26 protein-coding genes are annotated in these 17,288 nt (G+C 43.5%); 17 read left to right on the forward strand and 9 right to left on the reverse strand.

Going from position 1 to position 17,288, the window contains the following annotated elements:
• The first annotated feature begins 40 nt into the window (after nucleotides 1-40).
• Nucleotides 41-469 (forward strand): NucA/NucB deoxyribonuclease domain-containing protein, encoded by a 429-nt coding sequence (locus tag MST20_RS05215; RefSeq protein WP_279599910.1) that lies wholly within the window; start codon nucleotides 41-43, stop codon nucleotides 467-469.
• Nucleotides 470-669: 200 nt separating this feature from the next.
• On the opposite strand, the gene lexA is transcribed toward MST20_RS05215, so the two are convergent.
• Nucleotides 670-1,293, reverse strand: a complete 624-nt coding sequence (gene lexA / locus MST20_RS05220) for a transcriptional repressor LexA (RefSeq protein ID WP_020451591.1) — start codon at nucleotides 1,291-1,293, stop codon at nucleotides 670-672.
• Nucleotides 1,294-1,444: 151 nt separating this feature from the next.
• Here lexA and yneA point away from each other — a divergent pair, with 151 nt between their 5' ends.
• From yneA to MST20_RS05250, 6 genes are all read left to right on the forward strand, one after another.
• A complete protein-coding gene (gene yneA, locus MST20_RS05225; protein WP_243940546.1) occupies nucleotides 1,445-1,756 on the forward strand; it encodes a cell division suppressor protein YneA in 312 nt (103 codons plus the stop codon).
• Between the two features lie 18 nt (nucleotides 1,757-1,774).
• On the forward strand, nucleotides 1,775-2,422 hold the full coding sequence (locus MST20_RS05230) for a YneB family resolvase-like protein (protein ID WP_020451593.1): 648 nt from the start codon (nucleotides 1,775-1,777) through the stop codon (nucleotides 2,420-2,422).
• Nucleotides 2,423-2,487: 65 nt separating this feature from the next.
• On the forward strand, nucleotides 2,488-2,721 hold the full coding sequence (locus MST20_RS05235; protein WP_020451594.1) for a DUF896 domain-containing protein: 234 nt from the start codon (nucleotides 2,488-2,490) through the stop codon (nucleotides 2,719-2,721).
• A gap of 163 nt (nucleotides 2,722-2,884) precedes the next feature.
• Nucleotides 2,885-4,888 (forward strand): transketolase, encoded by a 2,004-nt coding sequence (gene tkt / locus MST20_RS05240; RefSeq protein WP_243940547.1) that lies wholly within the window; start codon nucleotides 2,885-2,887, stop codon nucleotides 4,886-4,888.
• Between the two features lie 154 nt (nucleotides 4,889-5,042).
• Nucleotides 5,043-5,480: a sporulation inhibitor of replication protein SirA gene (sirA, locus tag MST20_RS05245; RefSeq protein ID WP_243940549.1), complete on the forward strand. Its 438-nt coding sequence runs from the start codon at nucleotides 5,043-5,045 to the stop codon at nucleotides 5,478-5,480.
• An 84-nt stretch (nucleotides 5,481-5,564) separates the two neighbouring features.
• On the forward strand, nucleotides 5,565-5,783 hold the full coding sequence (locus tag MST20_RS05250; protein WP_003182236.1) for a YneF family protein: 219 nt from the start codon (nucleotides 5,565-5,567) through the stop codon (nucleotides 5,781-5,783).
• An 80-nt stretch (nucleotides 5,784-5,863) separates the two neighbouring features.
• Here MST20_RS05250 and MST20_RS05255 read toward each other — a convergent pair whose 3' ends face one another.
• A complete protein-coding gene (locus MST20_RS05255; RefSeq protein WP_276320352.1) occupies nucleotides 5,864-6,025 on the reverse strand; it encodes an aspartyl-phosphate phosphatase Spo0E family protein in 162 nt (53 codons plus the stop codon).
• A gap of 242 nt (nucleotides 6,026-6,267) precedes the next feature.
• Here MST20_RS05255 and MST20_RS05260 point away from each other — a divergent pair, with 242 nt between their 5' ends.
• The 3 genes from MST20_RS05260 (at nucleotide 6,268) to MST20_RS05270 (ending at nucleotide 7,997) form a co-directional block, all read left to right on the forward strand.
• A complete protein-coding gene (locus MST20_RS05260) occupies nucleotides 6,268-6,975 on the forward strand; it encodes a cytochrome c biogenesis protein CcdA (protein WP_243940551.1) in 708 nt (235 codons plus the stop codon).
• 83 nt (nucleotides 6,976-7,058) lie between these two features.
• Nucleotides 7,059-7,430 carry a response regulator gene (locus MST20_RS05265; RefSeq protein WP_243940553.1) on the forward strand — a complete coding sequence of 124 codons (372 nt, stop codon included), beginning with the start codon at nucleotides 7,059-7,061 and terminating at the stop codon, nucleotides 7,428-7,430.
• Nucleotides 7,431-7,502: 72 nt separating this feature from the next.
• Nucleotides 7,503-7,997: a CcdC family protein gene (locus MST20_RS05270; RefSeq protein ID WP_116758574.1), complete on the forward strand. Its 495-nt coding sequence runs from the start codon at nucleotides 7,503-7,505 to the stop codon at nucleotides 7,995-7,997.
• 35 nt (nucleotides 7,998-8,032) lie between these two features.
• On the opposite strand, the gene MST20_RS05275 is transcribed toward MST20_RS05270, so the two are convergent.
• The 4 genes from MST20_RS05275 to sspO all read right to left on the reverse strand — a co-directional run bounded on the left by MST20_RS05275 (nucleotide 8,033) and on the right by sspO (nucleotide 9,527).
• The gene (locus MST20_RS05275; protein ID WP_243940554.1) at nucleotides 8,033-8,461 is read right to left on the reverse strand and encodes a DUF2621 family protein; all 429 of its coding nucleotides are present in this window, start codon (nucleotides 8,459-8,461) and stop codon (nucleotides 8,033-8,035) included.
• A gap of 204 nt (nucleotides 8,462-8,665) precedes the next feature.
• Entirely contained in the window at nucleotides 8,666-9,073 is a 408-nt protein-coding gene (locus MST20_RS05280; RefSeq protein WP_243940557.1) for an Hsp20/alpha crystallin family protein, read from the reverse strand.
• A gap of 121 nt (nucleotides 9,074-9,194) precedes the next feature.
• Entirely contained in the window at nucleotides 9,195-9,341 is a 147-nt protein-coding gene (locus MST20_RS05285) for a small acid-soluble spore protein P (RefSeq protein WP_243940559.1), read from the reverse strand.
• A gap of 39 nt (nucleotides 9,342-9,380) precedes the next feature.
• Nucleotides 9,381-9,527: a small acid-soluble spore protein O gene (gene sspO / locus MST20_RS05290; protein WP_243940561.1), complete on the reverse strand. Its 147-nt coding sequence runs from the start codon at nucleotides 9,525-9,527 to the stop codon at nucleotides 9,381-9,383.
• 234 nt (nucleotides 9,528-9,761) lie between these two features.
• On the opposite strand from sspO, the gene acnA reads away from it, so the two are divergent.
• The 7 genes from acnA (at nucleotide 9,762) to MST20_RS05325 (ending at nucleotide 14,592) form a co-directional block, all read left to right on the forward strand.
• The gene (gene acnA / locus MST20_RS05295) at nucleotides 9,762-12,488 is read left to right on the forward strand and encodes an aconitate hydratase AcnA (protein ID WP_243940563.1); all 2,727 of its coding nucleotides are present in this window, start codon (nucleotides 9,762-9,764) and stop codon (nucleotides 12,486-12,488) included.
• A 69-nt stretch (nucleotides 12,489-12,557) separates the two neighbouring features.
• Nucleotides 12,558-13,064, forward strand: coding sequence for a redoxin domain-containing protein (locus MST20_RS05300; RefSeq protein ID WP_243940565.1), 507 nt, complete (start codon nucleotides 12,558-12,560; stop codon nucleotides 13,062-13,064).
• A 71-nt stretch (nucleotides 13,065-13,135) separates the two neighbouring features.
• On the forward strand, nucleotides 13,136-13,261 hold the full coding sequence (locus MST20_RS05305; protein ID WP_065643189.1) for an FbpB family small basic protein: 126 nt from the start codon (nucleotides 13,136-13,138) through the stop codon (nucleotides 13,259-13,261).
• A 68-nt stretch (nucleotides 13,262-13,329) separates the two neighbouring features.
• On the forward strand, nucleotides 13,330-13,473 hold the full coding sequence (locus MST20_RS05310; RefSeq protein WP_003182261.1) for an acid-soluble spore protein N: 144 nt from the start codon (nucleotides 13,330-13,332) through the stop codon (nucleotides 13,471-13,473).
• 25 nt (nucleotides 13,474-13,498) lie between these two features.
• Nucleotides 13,499-13,735: a small acid-soluble spore protein Tlp gene (gene tlp, locus MST20_RS05315; protein ID WP_075754568.1), complete on the forward strand. Its 237-nt coding sequence runs from the start codon at nucleotides 13,499-13,501 to the stop codon at nucleotides 13,733-13,735.
• 105 nt (nucleotides 13,736-13,840) lie between these two features.
• Nucleotides 13,841-14,257 (forward strand): YbgC/FadM family acyl-CoA thioesterase, encoded by a 417-nt coding sequence (locus tag MST20_RS05320; RefSeq protein WP_020451607.1) that lies wholly within the window; start codon nucleotides 13,841-13,843, stop codon nucleotides 14,255-14,257.
• Nucleotides 14,257-14,592: a hypothetical protein gene (locus MST20_RS05325; RefSeq protein WP_243940567.1), complete on the forward strand. Its 336-nt coding sequence runs from the start codon at nucleotides 14,257-14,259 to the stop codon at nucleotides 14,590-14,592. Before MST20_RS05320 ends, MST20_RS05325 begins: the two co-directional genes overlap by 1 nt.
• 191 nt (nucleotides 14,593-14,783) lie before the next feature.
• On the opposite strand, the gene MST20_RS05330 is transcribed toward MST20_RS05325, so the two are convergent.
• From MST20_RS05330 to MST20_RS05340, 3 genes are all read right to left on the reverse strand, one after another.
• Nucleotides 14,784-15,146 (reverse strand): YxeA family protein, encoded by a 363-nt coding sequence (locus MST20_RS05330; protein WP_243940569.1) that lies wholly within the window; start codon nucleotides 15,144-15,146, stop codon nucleotides 14,784-14,786.
• A 457-nt stretch (nucleotides 15,147-15,603) separates the two neighbouring features.
• The gene (locus tag MST20_RS05335; RefSeq protein ID WP_243940571.1) at nucleotides 15,604-16,635 is read right to left on the reverse strand and encodes a YdcF family protein; all 1,032 of its coding nucleotides are present in this window, start codon (nucleotides 16,633-16,635) and stop codon (nucleotides 15,604-15,606) included.
• 296 nt (nucleotides 16,636-16,931) lie between these two features.
• Nucleotides 16,932-17,219: a HesB/YadR/YfhF family protein gene (locus MST20_RS05340; protein WP_020451611.1), complete on the reverse strand. Its 288-nt coding sequence runs from the start codon at nucleotides 17,217-17,219 to the stop codon at nucleotides 16,932-16,934.
• Between the last annotated feature and the right edge of the window lie 69 nt (nucleotides 17,220-17,288).

A 17,288-nucleotide genomic window follows, 5' to 3' on the forward strand; every position in this document is an offset into this window, starting at 1 on the left:
TAAGTGATACCAGCATATACAAGAGGAGGTTGTTTTTGTCATGATCAAAAAATGGACGGTTCATCTGCTGTTTTCCGCATTGGTGCTGCTCGGGCTTTCGGGAGGGGCTGCATATTCTCCTCAGCATGCCGAAGGCGCTGCAAGGTATGATGACGTATTGTATTTTCCGGCATCGCGCTATCCTGAAACCGGCGCTCATATAAGCGATGCGATCAAAGCGGGCCATTCAGATGTCTGCACAATTGAAAGATCGGGAGCGGATAAGCGCCGTCAGGAATCATTAAAGGGGATTCCGACCAAGCCGGGCTTTGACCGTGACGAATGGCCGATGGCCATGTGTGAAGAAGGGGGAAAAGGAGCGTCGGTCAGATATGTCAGCTCATCGGATAACCGCGGAGCCGGTTCCTGGGTCGGGAACAGGCTGAGCGGTTACGCTGACGGGACGAGAATTTTGTTTATCGTTCAATAAAAGGGAGACAACGAAAAAAATGTTTCCTCCAGGAAACATTTTTGTTGACAAGAAAACCACTTTGGGGGATAATGGTAATGTAAGCATATGATCAATCCCTCTGTTTCAGGCTCGCATCCTTCATTGCCGTATGGATGTGAGCCTGTTTTTTCGTGCGAAAAAAAACCGCCGGCCGGCGGTTTTGCTGATGAGTCCGTTTTTTAATGAACAGTGCGGAATACGCCAATGACTTTTCCGAGAATCGTCACATTCTGGAGGATGATCGGTTCCATCGTCGGGTTTTCCGGCTGAAGGCGGATATGTGTTTCTTCCTTGAAAAACCGCTTAACAGTCGCTTCGTCGTCTTCGGTCATCGCAACGACGATATCTCCGTTGTTTGCGGTGTTCTGCTGTTTGACTATCACATAATCCTGATCAAGAATTCCGGCATCGATCATGCTTTCGCCCATGATCTCCAGCATGAAGACATGCTCATCCGGCGGCGCCAGGCGGTCAGGAAGCGGAAAGTATTCCTCAATGTTTTCGACTGCGGTAATCGGCGTACCGGCCGTCACCTTTCCGATGACCGGGACATTGACAACCTGATTTTTCGGAATGTGAATTTCTTCCTCTGTATCGAGAATTTCGATCGCTCTCGGCTTCGTCGGATCCCTTCTGATCAATCCCTTCGTTTCAAGCCTTGCCAAGTGGCCGTGTACCGTTGAACTTGACGCCAGGCCGACCGCTTCTCCGATCTCCCTGACGGAAGGCGGATAGCCTTTGCGTTTCACTTCTTCTTTAATGAAACGCAAAATATCAAGTTGTCTTTTTGATAGCTTCGTCATTTTTTGCACCTCAAAACGTCGATTTTAGCTAGATTATAGCATGTTTTTCCTTTGAGTACAAACATAGGTTCGAAAAAAACGATTGACAGAAACATTTGTTCGTATGTATACTGAAATCATAAAACCGAACAAACATTCTGGGGTGATGGATATGAAAAGAGAATCATTGATTTTTGTCAGTCTGTTTACTGCTGTGATCAGCTGTTGTATTCTGTTTGTGTCTTTTGCCGGTAAAATCGAAGAAAGAAAGCAATATGTTAAAATAGAAGTGCAGGAAGGCGATACATTGTGGGAGCTGGCCGACCGGATCAAAGGCGGAAAACCCGCTGACAAACAAAAATTCATCGAATGGGTCGCCGATAAAAACAATCTGCCGACTTCCGTCATTAAACCGGGCGATGTCTTGATTCTGCCGGTAGCCAAACAGCACTCCGATCAATATCAGCTTGCAGTTGTAGAATAAAAGATTGAGGGGATTTCCATGAATGCGATTATTTACACCAGGGTAAGCACTGCGAAGGAGCAGCAGGAAACCTCATTAAAACGGCAGGCTGAAGAGCTTCAGTCGCTTGCCGCCGAGCACGGGATGAACGTCGTGAACGTCATTTCCGAGCAGGCGAGCGGATATGAGATGGACCGCGACGGCGTCTTCGATCTGCTCGAGGAAATCAAAACATCAGACATCGACGCGGTTTTAATACAGGATGATACGCGGCTTGGAAGAGGGAATGCCAAAATTGCCCTTCTTCACTGTTTATATAAAGAAGGCGTTCAAATCTACACGCTGGCACACCGGGGAAAGCTTGAGCTTTCCGAAGCGGATTCGATGGTTTTGGAGATTGTCGGCATTGTCGAAGAATACCAGCGGAAAATACATAACCTGAAGATTAAGCGGGGAATGAAGAAGGCGGTCGAAAACGGCTACCGCCCGGAGAGGAATCTGAAACACCGCAATGAAGGCGGCGGGAGAGAGCGGATCGAAGCGCCTCTTTCAGAAATCGTCAGGCTCAGGGAGAACAAGCTGACGTTTGCGGAGATTGCAGCCGTGTTGAGAGGGTTCGGATACAGCATTTCAAAAGCAACCGTTCACCGCCGCTACCAGGAGTATAAGGACGGCCTTGCAGACTAATCTGTTGTCAAACGAAAGCGGATTTAGTAGTATGATGGATATATACCGAATCAAAGGAGTATCTTATGATTTCTAATGAAAAAATAGCCAGAATTAACGAGCTTGCCAAAAAAGCAAAGAGCGGATCTTTAACAGACGAAGAAAAAGCAGAACAGCAGAAGCTTCGCCAGGAATATCTTCAAGGCGTCCGCGCGTCTATGAAAAACACGTTGAAAACTGTGACGATTGTTGACCCTGAAGGTAATGATGTGACGCCTGAAAAGCTCAAACAGGAAAAAAGAAACCGCCGATTGCATTAATTTAGGGAATACGCCGATATCGTATTCCTTTTTTGTATATACTACAATTTAAAATGAAGGCAAAGATTCGTCAATTTTCACTGCTTTTGAGCTGAAATGGTTGTGAAAACCGATGGGTAGATTTATGATAAGAAAGTAGAGTCCATACAGGAAGGGGATCATAATGAAAACGATTGAATTAAAATCTGTCGCAACAATACGAACACTCTCCATAGACGCGATTGAAAAAGCTAAATCCGGTCACCCGGGCATGCCGATGGGGACTGCTCCGATGGCTTATGCGCTTTGGACAAAAATGATGAATGTCAGCCCTGAAAATCCGAATTGGTTTAACAGGGACCGTTTTGTGCTTTCTGCCGGTCATGGATCAATGCTTCTATACAGCATGCTTCACTTAAGCGGGTATGACGTTTCAATTGAAGACCTCAAGAATTTCCGCCAATGGGGAAGCAAAACGCCTGGGCATCCGGAATTCGGACATACTCCGGGTGTAGATGCGACTACAGGCCCGCTTGGCCAAGGAATTGGAATGGCTGTCGGAATGGCGCTTGCTGAACGTCACCTTGCGGAAACTTACAACCGTGACGACTATCGCGTCGTTGATCATTATACATACAGCATTTGCGGTGACGGAGACTTGATGGAGGGAATTTCATCGGAAGCGGCTTCGCTTGCGGGACATTTAAACCTCGGCCGTCTCATCGTGCTTTATGATTCAAATGACATTTCGCTTGACGGTGAATTAAACCGCTCATTCTCTGAAAATGTTAAGCAGCGTTTTGAAGCGATGAATTGGGAAGTGCTTTATGTTGAAGACGGCAATAACATTGCTGAAATTACGGCGGCCGTCGAGAAAGCGAAACAAAATGAAAAGCAGCCGACATTAATTGAAGTGAAAACAACGATCGGTTTCGGCTCTCCAAACCGCGCGGGAACATCCGGCGTTCACGGTGCTCCGCTCGGCTCAGAAGAGGCGAAATTAACGAAGGAAGCGTATGAGTGGACATACGAAGAAGATTTTCATGTCCCTTCCGAAGTGTACGAACACTTTAACGAAACAGTGAAGGAAGCGGGTAAGAAAAAAGAGGCGGAATGGAACGAGCTGTTCTCCGCATACAAGAAAGCCCACCCAGAACTTGCCGAAGAGCTTGAACTTGCGATGAAAGGCGAGCTTCCTGAAGGTTGGGATCAGAAAGTACCTGCTTATGAGAAAGGAAGCAGCCTTGCTTCGCGTGCATCCTCAGGGGAAGTGTTAAACGGAATCGCTCAACAAGTGCCGTTTTTCTTTGGCGGATCCGCTGACTTGGCCGGCTCCAACAAAACGACAATCAAAAACGGCGGAGATTTTTCAGCGAAAGATTACGCCGGCAGAAATATCTGGTTCGGTGTACGGGAATTTGCGATGGGAGCAGCTTTGAACGGAATGGCTCTCCACGGAGGCCTTCGCGTATACGGCGGAACGTTCTTCGTTTTCTCCGACTACCTGAGACCTGCGATCCGTCTTGCGGCATTAATGGGGCTTCCTGTCACATATGTGTTTACACATGACAGCATTGCCGTCGGAGAAGACGGACCGACTCATGAGCCGATTGAACAGCTGGCATCGCTTCGTGCGCTGCCGAACTTGTCCGTCATCAGACCTGCAGACGGAAATGAAACAGCAGCAGCCTGGAAACTGGCGCTTCAATCAAAAAATCAGCCGACTGCGCTTGTGTTGACACGCCAAAACTTGCCGACAATCGATCAGTCTGCTGAAGCAGCTTATGAAGGCGTTGAAAAAGGTGGGTATGTCGTTTCGAAAAGTCAAAACGAAAAACCGGAAGCGATCTTGCTTGCGAGCGGATCTGAAGTCAGCCTTGCGCTTGACGCACAAAGCGAGCTGAAAAAAGAAGGCATTGACGTATCCGTTGTCAGCGTTCCGTCTTGGGATCGTTTCGACAAGCAGCCGGCCGAATATAAAAACGCTGTTCTTCCAACTGATGTGACAAAGCGTCTCGCAATTGAAATGGGATCGCCGCTCGGATGGGAGAGATATACCGGCACTGACGGGGACATTCTCGGAATCGACCATTTCGGTGCATCAGCTCCCGGCGAAACGATCATGAAAGAATACGGTTTTACGCCTGTGAATGTAGTTGACCGGGTGAAAAAGCTGTTAAATCGCTAATCGGGTATATGAAAGAGAATGATCTGCGGATCATTCTCTTTTTTTCGTTTCGACAAAATTAGTCGCTTCTTTTATCATCATCAGACAATTATTTCTAACCCCCTTTTGTATAATAGAAAGCATATATTCTTCGAAACAGGGGGATGAGACAGGGATGGAACGCCATTATTACACGTATTTGATAGAAGAGGAATTTGCCGGCCATTATTTTGGAAGAGAGTCTGTCATGTTCAAGCTGTTTTACGATTATCATTGGACGAGCCCCGATCAAAAGTCTCAATTAGCCGCCAAGCAGATCGAGTTCATTACAAAACCGATTCCCGCTGCCCATATACACAAAAGAATGAAAATGAACCTCTGCCGGGAAGACTATACACAAGTTGACTATATATACAGATTGATTGTTCCAAAAGGAAGCGCTTCTTTTATTATCAAAGACCGTCATATTGAGATTTTGGCGAAGGGTCCATTCGATGCCGAAACGGTTTTCTTTGAGGTTTTGCGGAAAGTAAGTCCGTGTTTCCTTGCGATGGATTTTAATATGAAACGTTACGGCTGGCTGAACCCTGTGAAAGAAAGAAATTTTGTATAAAAAAAAGAATTTGGACTGTAAATGTTGTATAATAGCGTTTGGTTTAGTACACTTTATACGAGACAACATGAAGGAGGAAATTAAATGGATTTGTGGGTTGTCATCCTAGTGGGCGTTTTAGCATTGCTCGCAGGTGTTGCACTCGGATTTTTTATTGCTCGTAAATATATGATGAACTATTTGAAAAAAAATCCGCCAATTAATGAACAAATGCTGCGCATGATGATGATGCAGATGGGTATGAAACCATCCCAAAAGAAAATTAATCAAATGATGAAAGCCATGGAAAATCAAACGAAATAATACGAATGCGATTATGACATAGAAGGAACATGGTTATAAAATAAAAAACCCGCTTCCGGGTTTTTTATTTTGATCTATGATTATTGTGTATGTCCGAGAGATCGTTTTTGGTATTCTAAAAGAAGGATATCCAGCTGCTGGCTGTGCTGAATGGTGATATGTGAAGTCATGCCGTTTGTCATGACGATTTTTAGCAGCTCTTTTCTTTTTTCCTCAATTTCATGAAGCAGATTTTCTTTCATCACAGGAATTTATCCTTTCTTCTGTAAAAATCATCTTTTTGTTGCCTACTAAATGTTATTATATCCATATATAGGTTCCTTTTCAATTCTGAAGGTGATAAGGGTAAATTGTCAAAATTGATTATATAAAGAAATTCGTGAAACCAACATCCTTTTTTGTGATATGTTAGGAAATTGAAATGTAATTGTCATATCAAATGATTTTCTTTCATGGTATTCCAAAAAATAGAAGGGAGAAAGAGATGGCTGATATCAACTATATTCTCGCTTTCGGTGCAGGGTTTCTATCGTTTATTTCGCCATGCTGCCTGCCGCTGTATCCCGCTTTTTTATCATATATTACAGGTGTCAGTATGAGTGAAATCCATTCTGACAGACTTATGTTTCAAAAAAGGAGCCTGATACATACGATCTTTTTCCTGATTGGCTTTTCGATGATCTTTGTGGCTCTCGGCTACAGCACATCGCTTGTCGGGTCCTTTTTTAAGGATTATCATCAGCTCATCAGGCAGCTTGGCGCGGTATTTATCATCTTTTTCGGATTTGTCACACTGGGGGTTTTTAAGCCTGAATTTTTAATGAAAGAAAGGCGCCTCCATTTTAAAAACAGGCCCGGCGGCCTGCTCGGTTCTGTCGGAATCGGAATGGCATTTGCCGCCGGCTGGACGCCCTGCACCGGTCCGATTCTTGCAGCGGTCATCACCCTCGCCGGAACGAACCCGATGTCGGCTGTGCCTTATATGGTGCTTTATGCGCTCGGATTCAGCCTGCCGTTTCTGCTCCTGTCTTTTTTCATGACAAAGATGAAATGGCTTCGGAAGCATCAGCTCATCATCATGAAGATCGGCGGAATTGCAATGATTGTAGTCGGAATCCTGCTGTTCTTTGACTGGATGACGAAAATCATTATCGTACTGTCAGGCCTGTTCGGCGATTTCAGAGGCTTTTAGAAACCTGGCTAAGAACCGCCTTGGTTTTTTGTTACAATAGGACTGATTCACAGCAAAATTGAATAATGATGTTGGAGGGGAGTATGACAAGGGTTTTAATTGTTGATGATGCAAAATTTATGAGAGATAAAATCAGAGAAATACTTGAAACAGAAGACTTGCAAGTCGCGGGTGAAGCCGGGAACGGGGAAGAAGCTGTTTTGCTTTATCAAGAGCTGCAGCCGGACTTGGTTATCATGGATATTACGATGCCTGTGAAAAACGGGATTGAAGCTTTAAAGGACATGATCAAGCTGAACCCGAAGGTGAAAGTGATCATGTGTACGGCCATGCGGCAAAAGCGAATCGTTGTTGAAGCGATCGAAGCCGGAGCCAAGGACTTTATCGTCAAGCCTTTCGAGGAGACGAAAGTCATCGAAGCGATCCGCCACGTGCTCGGAAATCCTTGCAGCTGAAAACTTGAACATGGTTTTTTTCTTCGTTTTGGAGTATAGTAACAAGTAGAGAAATTAGCTTTAGAAAAAGGGATGATATGTATGATGATCGTCGTTTCATCTATACTTGCCGTCGTGATGGCCGTCATTGTCATGGCTGTCAGAATCAAGTCATCTGAAAAACCGGCTACGGCCAAAAAAATTATACTGCCTCCGATTTTTATGAGCACCGGTGCTCTCATGTTTTTATTTCCGATGTTCCACGTGACCGGTGCCGAATTTTTGGAAGCTCTCACAGTGGGCATGATCTTTTCTATTTTCTTAATTAAAACCTCAAAATTTGAAATCCGCGATGATAAAATCTATATTAAACGCTCCAAATCGTTTGTGTTTATTTTAATTGCGCTGCTCGTCATCCGGATTGTGATGAAGAGCATATTAAGCACAACGATTGATTACGGCGCACTGAGCGGAATGTTTTGGATTCTGGCTTTCGGGATGATCGTTCCTTGGCGGATTGCCATGTTTTTATCGTTCAGAAAGCTTTCAAGCCAGATTGAAGCGTCAAATCACATACAGGTCAATTAAAACAAAACCTTTCCTTCTTTCAGGAAAGGTTTTGTTTATTTAAAAAGCTCTTGATATGAAGAGTGATCAATGTTCTTTTCTTTTAAACGCTTCACGAGGAATTTATGGTCTCTTTTCGGTGTGGCCATAATATAGCCTCTGACGATTAAATCCCGGTCGATTGCGTCGGCTTTTTCCTTCAATGCGAGCTCTCCGATCTTTCCGGCGATTTTCGCTTTTGCTACATCGCGAAACAGTTCGGGTACGGGAGAAACCAATTCTTCAAGCAGTTCTTTTTCTTCGTCATTCCACAAATGCCTTGTCCGTTCAATAAAATAATCCTGCCAGTCCAGCTCAGATTTCCCATCTTCTTTAGGCAGCCTTTTTAAAAATTTGCGAAACATGAAAAAACCGCCGATTGACAAGAGGACGATCATGATGACGATCCAAGCGAGCATCAGCCATAAAAACCATCCTTCCAGCATCTCTCATCACTCCTTTGTCTATAACCTATTTTACATGAAGGCGTTTTAGAAGAACATAGAAAAAATAATATAAAATGGGACACCGGCCTGATCAAAAGAGATGCTAGAACATAATCTATTGTATAGCAATTCCCTAATCGGCCATAGAGAATTGCTAGCGGATATTTGACGAACGAACGGAAAAAACCCGGATGGCAAAGTGTTTTAAGCGCTGTCCGGGTTCTGCTTGTTGTGCATGTATGATATAAAAGGAATATGAAATGAAAGCGAAACTTCCTCTTGGCTTGCTTCCTTATTGATTTTAACTGCAAGAATGCTGTTTTCGCATTCCGCTTCGATCTGTTTGTCATTCAAAAAGAAAGGAAGCATCAGCGATTTTTCGTAATGCTGTTCATCGGTTTTAACCGCAAGCTTGAAATCGTAGCCGGAAAACGTCATGTCAAGGTTCCGGGCATTCAAGCGGCTTAAATCTGCTTCGATTATATATTCAGTGCTCGTTTCGTAAAGGTCAATCGGTAAAGTCTCATCATAGAGGAGAAAAGGGTCGTCAACAAACTGTTTCATCCATTCTTTATCAAAATCTGCGGAATCGAAACGTTTTGTATTTGTCATTTGATCATTCCTCCATACCTAGCCTTACCGTTAGATTATGCACAGCTGTGAATTCATGTGAAGGAGGTTGCATCGCCAGAGAGTTAAAGTCAAAACCGCGCCGTGAAAGACGCGGAAAATATTACATATCGTGACTGGAATTATGTTTTTGTCTCGTATGGTTCCGGTTTTTAACTTTTTTGCTTCCGCTCAAGGGCTCTGGCTGCCCATGCTGAGCTCCTTTCGGTGCGTTTTTGCGCATATCTTTGCCGTCGTTTTTATTTGTCAATGTCTTAACCTCCTAAGCCATCATGAAGGATTTTAGTATTTATTGATTGTTCTTCCGTTTTTTGTTGTTTTGGCGTTCCGCCTCAGTGAGAATATGCTGGTCATCTTCAATATATCCCGCGCCGTTTCCTTGGCGTTTAGCATTGTTCATTCCATTGATGACATGGTTTGCTTTTCGTTTGGCCAATTTCGATCACCTCAGACTGTAGTATAGCCTTAGCGGGTGTATTGTATAAAAAAATGTATTTCCAGTAAAATAAACTTTTTTCTGTATATAAGGCATTCTTATTGAATTTAATAAAAACATTGATATTTACTTATGTTTAAAATTGTTTTAAGATTAAATTGTGAGAAAATTGTGGTGAAATATGCCGATTTTTCTGGCGTATGATCTTGATCTTTAAAGGGGGATTTTGGAGAAATGGCGAATCAGCAACAAGTCGCAAAAAAAGACGCTTTTCAATCAAGAAAAACGTTTACAGTACAAGGCAAAACGTACAGCTATTATTCTTTAAAAGTATTAGAGGATCAAGGAATCGGAAACGTATCAAAACTGCCTTATTCCATTAAAGTTTTGCTCGAATCCGTTCTTCGTCAAGTAGACGGGAGAGTCATTACAAAGGAACACGTTGAAAACTTGGCAAAATGGGGCACTGCCGAATTAAAGGATATTGACGTTCCTTTCAAACCATCCCGCGTTATTTTGCAGGACTTTACCGGCGTTCCAGCCGTTGTAGACCTTGCTTCATTAAGAAAAGCGATGGCTTCAGTCGGCGGAGATCCGGATAAAATCAATCCTGAAATACCGGTAGACCTTGTCATCGACCACTCCGTACAAGTTGACAAAGCGGGTACGGAAGATGCATTGACAATTAATATGGATCTTGAATTCCAACGAAATGCAGAGCGTTACAAATTTTTAAGCTGGGCTAAGAAAGCGTTTAATAACTATCAAGCTGTTCCACCTGCTACAGGTATTGTTCACCAGGTGAACCTTGAGTATTTGGCAAACGTTGTCCATGCTGTGGAAGAAGACGGCGAGATTGTCGCTTATCCTGACACGCTTGTCGGTACTGACTCCCATACAACGATGATCAACGGAATCGGCGTTCTCGGCTGGGGCGTCGGCGGAATTGAAGCTGAAGCGGGTATGCTCGGCCAGCCTTCATATTTCCCTGTACCCGAAGTAATCGGAGCGAAGCTTGTCGGAAAGCTGCCGAACGGCACGACGGCGACGGACTTGGCGCTTAAAGTAACACAGGTGCTGCGTGAAAAAGGCGTGGTCGGAAAGTTCGTCGAATTCTTCGGACCGGGTGTTGCGGAACTTCCGCTTGCAGACCGTGCGACAATCGCAAATATGGCTCCTGAATACGGTGCGACTTGCGGTTTCTTCCCTGTTGATGAGGAAGCATTGGAATACATGCGTTTAACAGGCCGTGATGAAGAACATATCAATGTGGTGAAAGAATATTGCCGTCAAAACGGATTGTTCTACACGCCTGATCAGGAAGATCCCGTATTTACCGATATCGTTGAAATTGACTTGTCAAAAGTTGAGGCGAATCTTTCAGGTCCGAAGCGTCCTCAGGATCTCATTCCGCTGACTGACATGAAAGAGACGTTCCACAAGCATTTGGCAAGCCCTGCGGGCAACCAGGGATTCGGTTTAAACGCGAGTGAGGCTGACAAAGAAATCAAATTTAAGCTTGAAAACGGCGAAGAAGCCGTCATGAAAACGGGTGCGATCGCAATTGCGGCGATTACCAGCTGCACAAATACATCAAACCCTTATGTCTTAATCGGTGCGGGCCTTGTCGCTAAAAAAGCGGTTGAACTGGGATTGAAAGTACCGAACTATGTGAAAACATCCCTGGCTCCGGGTTCAAAAGTCGTAACAGGATACTTAGTCAATTCAGGTCTGCTTCCGTATATGCGCGAGCTTGGATTTAACATCGTCGGATACGGCTGTACGACATGTATCGGGAACTCCGGTCCGCTTGCGCCTGAAATCGAAAAAGCGGTTGCCGAAAACGACCTGCTGATTACGTCTGTCCTTTCCGGAAACCGTAACTTTGAAGGCCGGATTCATCCGCTTGTCAAAGGAAACTACCTGGCGTCTCCGCCGCTTGTCGTGGCCTATGCATTGGCGGGCACGGTTGATATTGACTTGAAAAACGAACCGATCGGCGTCGGAGAAGACGGTCAAAACGTATACTTCAACGATATTTGGCCGACGATGGACGAAATCAACTCCGTCGTGAAGCAAACCGTTACTCCTGAGCTGTTCAGAAAAGAATATGAGCGCGTGTTTGATGACAATGAACGCTGGAATGCAATTGAAACAACGGATGAAGCCCTGTATAAATGGGATGAAGAGTCCACTTACATTCAAAACCCGCCGTTCTTTGAAAACATGTCAGTTGAGCCTGGTACGGTTGAACCGCTTAAAGGTTTGCGCATTGTCGGCAAATTCGGAGATTCTGTCACGACTGACCATATTTCTCCTGCGGGAGCGATCGGCAAAGACACGCCGGCCGGAAAATATCTGCAGGAAAAAGGCGTTTCTCCTAGAGACTTCAACTCATATGGTTCAAGACGCGGAAACCATGAAGTCATGATGAGGGGAACATTCGCCAACATCAGAATCAAAAACCAGATCGCTCCTGGTACAGAAGGCGGTTATACAACGTATTGGCCGACAGAAGAAGTAATGTCCATCTATGATGCCTGCATGAAGTATAAAGAAGACGGCACAGGTCTGGTCGTCATTGCCGGAAAAGACTATGGAATGGGTTCTTCCCGCGACTGGGCGGCAAAAGGAACAAATCTGCTCGGCATCAAAACCGTCATTGCAGAAAGCTTCGAAAGAATTCACAGAAGCAACCTTGTGCTGATGGGCGTGCTTCCGCTTCAATTTAAAGAGGGAGAAAACGCTGAAACGCTCGGTTTGACCGGGAAAGAAACGATTGAAGTTGACGTGAGTGAGACGGTGCGCCCGCGCGATCTCGTTCAAGTCAAAGCAATTGCCGAAGACGGCACAGTCAAGTCGTTTGAAGCTGTTGTCCGCTTTGACAGCGAAGTGGAAATCGATTATTACCGTCACGGCGGAATCCTGCAAATGGTGCTCCGCAATAAAATGAAACAGTAATTGAATGAGGAGAGAGAGCCTTTAGCTTTCTCTTCTTTTTTCAGCGTGATCCTGAATTGGAGGATGCCGATGATGAAAAAATTGCTGGCTGCCGCGTTTCTTTTCGTTTTGGCCGGTCTTGCGGTATGGAACTTTACAGGGCAAAAGGAAGCCGAAATCGGCATTGCGAAAGGAGACAAGGCGCCTGATTTTACGCTTCCGTCTTTAAAGGATGGAAACGATGTAACTTTATCAGACTTTAAAGGAAAAAAAGTGCTGTTAAACTTTTGGGCGACCTGGTGTAAACCGTGTGAAACAGAAATGCCTGCAATGGAAGAACTCCAAAACGAAAATCGGGACATTGCTGTTTTGGCCGTCAACTTTACATCTTCCGAGAAAAACGAAGAGTCGGTTAAAACGTTTGCCGAAAGGCACGGTTTACATTTTCCCATTGTCTTAGACCGAACGGGCATCAATGCGAAATACGAGATTTTTTCATATCCGACGACATTTATTATTGATGAAAACGGAATCATTAAAGATATCGTCCTTGGGACGATGTCGAAAAAGAATATGGAAGAAAAGCTGGGATTATAAAAAATCCCGGCTTTTTTGCTTATATTGCCCAAAAAATGGTGAAAATGAAAACAAGCTGGAGGTGATTCAACATGAAAAAAGCGAAAAGGCGGACATTTGAAGAACTTGTCTTGGAAAACAAAAAGGAGCTCATGACCAACCAGGAGTTTCTTGATCGGCTGGAAGATAAGCTTGAAGAGAAATTTAAGCTGAAGTGACTTTTTAAAAATCGATTCATGTTTACGCTCCTTTTTGAGAATCCTAATGCTGAAAAGGAGGGATAGACATGCCGAGGGAACATGACAAACAGTCTAAATTTGCCCCGAGCCATCTTGGGACAAAACCGGTAGAATATAAACGCAACAAAGGAAAAAAGATGCATGATAAATCAGGAGAAACGCCGATCATTATGCAGACAAAAGGCGAGTAAAGAAGAAAAGGAGGCAGAGACCCGCATGACACACCAAAAACATCATCCGGATGACAGATCAGACAACGTGGAGAAGCTTCAAGACATGGTGCAGAACACAATCGAAAATATCGAGGAGTCTGAGGAGCAGCTGTCTTTTGCCAACGAGGCGGAACAGGAGCAGATCCGCGAAAAAAATCAACGCCGAAATGAAAGCATTGAGGCGATGCGTAATGAAATCCATGACGAGGCGGAAGACCGCGAAAACGGATATCACCAATAAACCAGGGCGACCTGGTTTTTTTGCATGAAGCCGTCTGTCGTGTTTTTGCCCATTGTATATGCTAAAATTGGATTATATACATTGTGAAAAGGGAGTAGAGGGAATTTGTACGTCTCAAAAAAAGAAATAGAAGTCCGCTATGCCGAAACAGATCAAATGGGCGTCGTCTATCACGCCAATTATTTGATTTGGATGGAGGTAGGACGGACGGCTTTAATTAAAGAACTCGGCTTCTCTTACGCCGAAATGGAGAAAGACGGCATCCTGTCGCCTGTCGTGGATATCAATGTCCGCTACGTCAAACCTCTTCGCTACGGTGAAACCGCGACGGTACATACGTGGATTGAAGAATATAACGGCTTTAAAACGGTATATGGGTATGAAATCTTCAATTCCGCTGGTGAAACCGCTGTGAAGGCCACATCGTCCCATATTTGCGTTGACGGGGACAGCTTCAAACCGGTTCAGTTCCGCAAGCTTTATCCAAAGTGGCATGAAGCTTATGAAGAGGCCAAAAAGTAATGGCGTTCGGGATTAAAAGAAACGAGCTGAACGAATGGAAGCGCGCCGTTTCAAACGGCGAAGTTGCGTTCCTCACGCATTACTGGCTCGATGACAGGTATCCGGATGTCAATACCGTGACAAAAGCAGGATGCGGCAACATTGATAAGCTTGCAGAGTGGGGCAAACAGTACGGACTGAAAAAAGAGTGGATCCATAAAAGAAGCAAATTTCCTCACTTTGATTTATTGGGAGAGAAGCAGATCGAGATTTTAAAACAAGAAAAGCTCTCAAGCCATATCAAGCGTTTCAGGCTCGAATCATCCGATGTTTTAGAGAAACCCGGACACCCTTGAAACAAGCAAGCATTGTTCTTGCTTGTTTCATCCTGATGAGCAAAAATTGAAGGAGAAAAAGACGGAACGATATCTTTAGTTTCAATGATGTCGTACCTCAGTGTTTTTCATCCCTTGATAAGGCCGCAGTCATTTTATTTTTCATAAAAAAGTCCCTAAAACAAGAAGTTTTAGGGAGCAGAGTGAGCGTCTCATTCATTTTGATTGTTTAATTTGTGCATGATGTCCTGATCTATTTGCTTCTCGCTTACTTTTTCTTTGCTGGATATGATGTCCCTTCTGTATTCCCAATGAATAATATAATACTGACCTTTCTGCATTTTTTCCTGAGAAGAGAGTTTTAGGTTTTTGGGTTTTCCATCTTTATCATAACCTGTAACATCATAGTTATAATTTATATATGTGTATCCATCACTCGCTTTTTCTTTCACGACTTTTGGATCTGTTGTAATTTTGACGTAATAATCTTCCGTTGAATAATATCCGGAATATAAAAAGTAGCCCCCGGCCAAAATCATCAGTCCTGCCGTTAAAATCCCTAAAAACCATTTCATTATTTATCACCTCGAACCCATCATATATAAAACCTCCAAACGAAACTATTGATTTTTCTTACATATTCCTTTCACTTTTGTAAGCATTTAATTTAAAGTTCAAGCGCACCAAAAAAACAGCTACTTGAAGCAGAGAGAAGCATTGAGAAAAAAGAATCTGTTCACCATTAGATCTGATAAGGGTCAATTGAGGCTTTAGCATTTGAGACCATCACTTTTCAGTTGCGGCTTGTTGCAGATAAAAGAAGGGGAGGTTTTTGCGAAATAGCGGGAAAATCGTTTTCCATTCTATTTGAATCATCGGAGTAGTGAAATTATATTTTCCAAGCAAAAAGACATCTTTCTGGTGAAGATGTCCTTCAAAAATACCCATCATAATCCATCGAGACTTCCATCAATAGCATTCTTGTTGGTGCCATCCAGACAAACCAACATCTCAAGACGCATGTTTGACGTTTTAATCAATGAAAAAATGAATTGCGGTCAAAAGTATAGAAAAACCCAATATCGTTCCTACGACAATGCTATGCCGTTTACGATTCATCACAACCACAGCGATATATTCACGGATCATGGCGTTCGGCCAATAATAAAAAGCGGTTTTTGAACCGATGCCGTCGCTTTTCAAGCCTGCTCGTTTTGCATATAGGCTGGCGCGGAACAGATGGAAATTGTTTGTTGTGAAGATGCTGTTATATTTGCCGTCTGTTAATGAGTCCATCAGTTGTTTGGAGAAAAGCATATTTTGATATGTATTGACAGAACGGTCTTCTTTCAAAGTGTGCTCTCCAGGTATCCCTTTTTTTAAAGCATATCTTTGCATCGCTTCAGCTTCAGAAAGATTTTCATCAGGTCCTTGCCCGCCGGAGAAGATGATTTTCGGCGGAGAAGCAACAGCTGTCTGTTTCCAATAAAAATCGACAGCCTTATTGATCCTGCTTGCTAAAAGCGGCGGTACTGTATCGTTAATTAATCCACTCCCGAGAACGATGATGTAATCCTGATTAAGCTTCGGTCTGTTAAATTGATATAGAAAATAAGCTGTTAAGAAATTTGTTAAATGAAAAAAGAAATAGACCGTAATAAGCGATGATCCCGCAAACAATGGCTGAACATTTGGCGATAAAAAACGAGCGGGGTCAATCACTGACAATAGGAAAAATATGATAATGCCTAACCCGGAAATTAAAGTCAAACAATTAGACAATCGTCGTCCTTCTCTTTTGATAAGAATTCTCGCATTCAGAAATAACCCGATCATTAAAGCAAATAGACCAAACGTTAGGATAAAGAAAAAGATCAGCAGCGGTACAATGACGAACAGTCTGAAAAATCCGATTCCGACAACGTATGCCAGATAGTAGGATAGAACAAGAAATGAACAAAAAAATAGATTGAATAAAAAACCGTTGATGATCCTTCTTCGGTCCGTTAAATAAAAGATCAGAAAAACAGCTAGCAAAATAAAGGTTATCACACCGTAAAACATGTCCAAACACCTCGATGTCAATGACTCTGTATAATAGAAGATTGTGAAAAAATCTTGAAGAATGGGAAAATCCTTGCCGCTTTATTTTAGACGAACTGCATTTTAGATATACAAAGTCTGTACCTTACTCATTTGTTCGGGGAGGTGTACGCAGCGCACGGTGTGCATGTGCCGCACACTCAGGCAAGCCGGCCTATGTGTCGGAAGTCTTTTTTTCGGTACTTTAATTAAGATAAAAAATAAAAAAACTTGCAGAAAAACAAGAGTTTCTCTGCAAGCTGAAAAAATGCTCTTTTTTACTGATATTCAAAAACAGGCTCTTCCGAAGATTCATTATAGGTGACAAGCAGATCATGGCCGTCGAAATACCATACATCACTTTCTTCAACGAAAAACGTAATGCCGTCTTTTTCCGCACTCACACCGATTTGCTGCGGCTCATCTTTGGAAACCCCAAGGGAGAAGCCTTTTTGAACATTGCTGCAGCCTCCGTAGCGGACAAAGAAGCGAACCTGATCTCCTTCTTTTAAATCAAGCTCGTCCTTATACCATTTAAGCGCCTCTTCATTAATTTTCAAATTCACGGGCAAGCACTCCTTCATCATTTGTTTCAAAGCATGCTGAATCTATTTATAGTATATAACGATTTTGTC

Source organism: Bacillus sp. B19-2 (assembly GCF_022832475.1).
Lineage (GTDB): Bacteria > Bacillota > Bacilli > Bacillales > Bacillaceae > Bacillus > Bacillus paralicheniformis.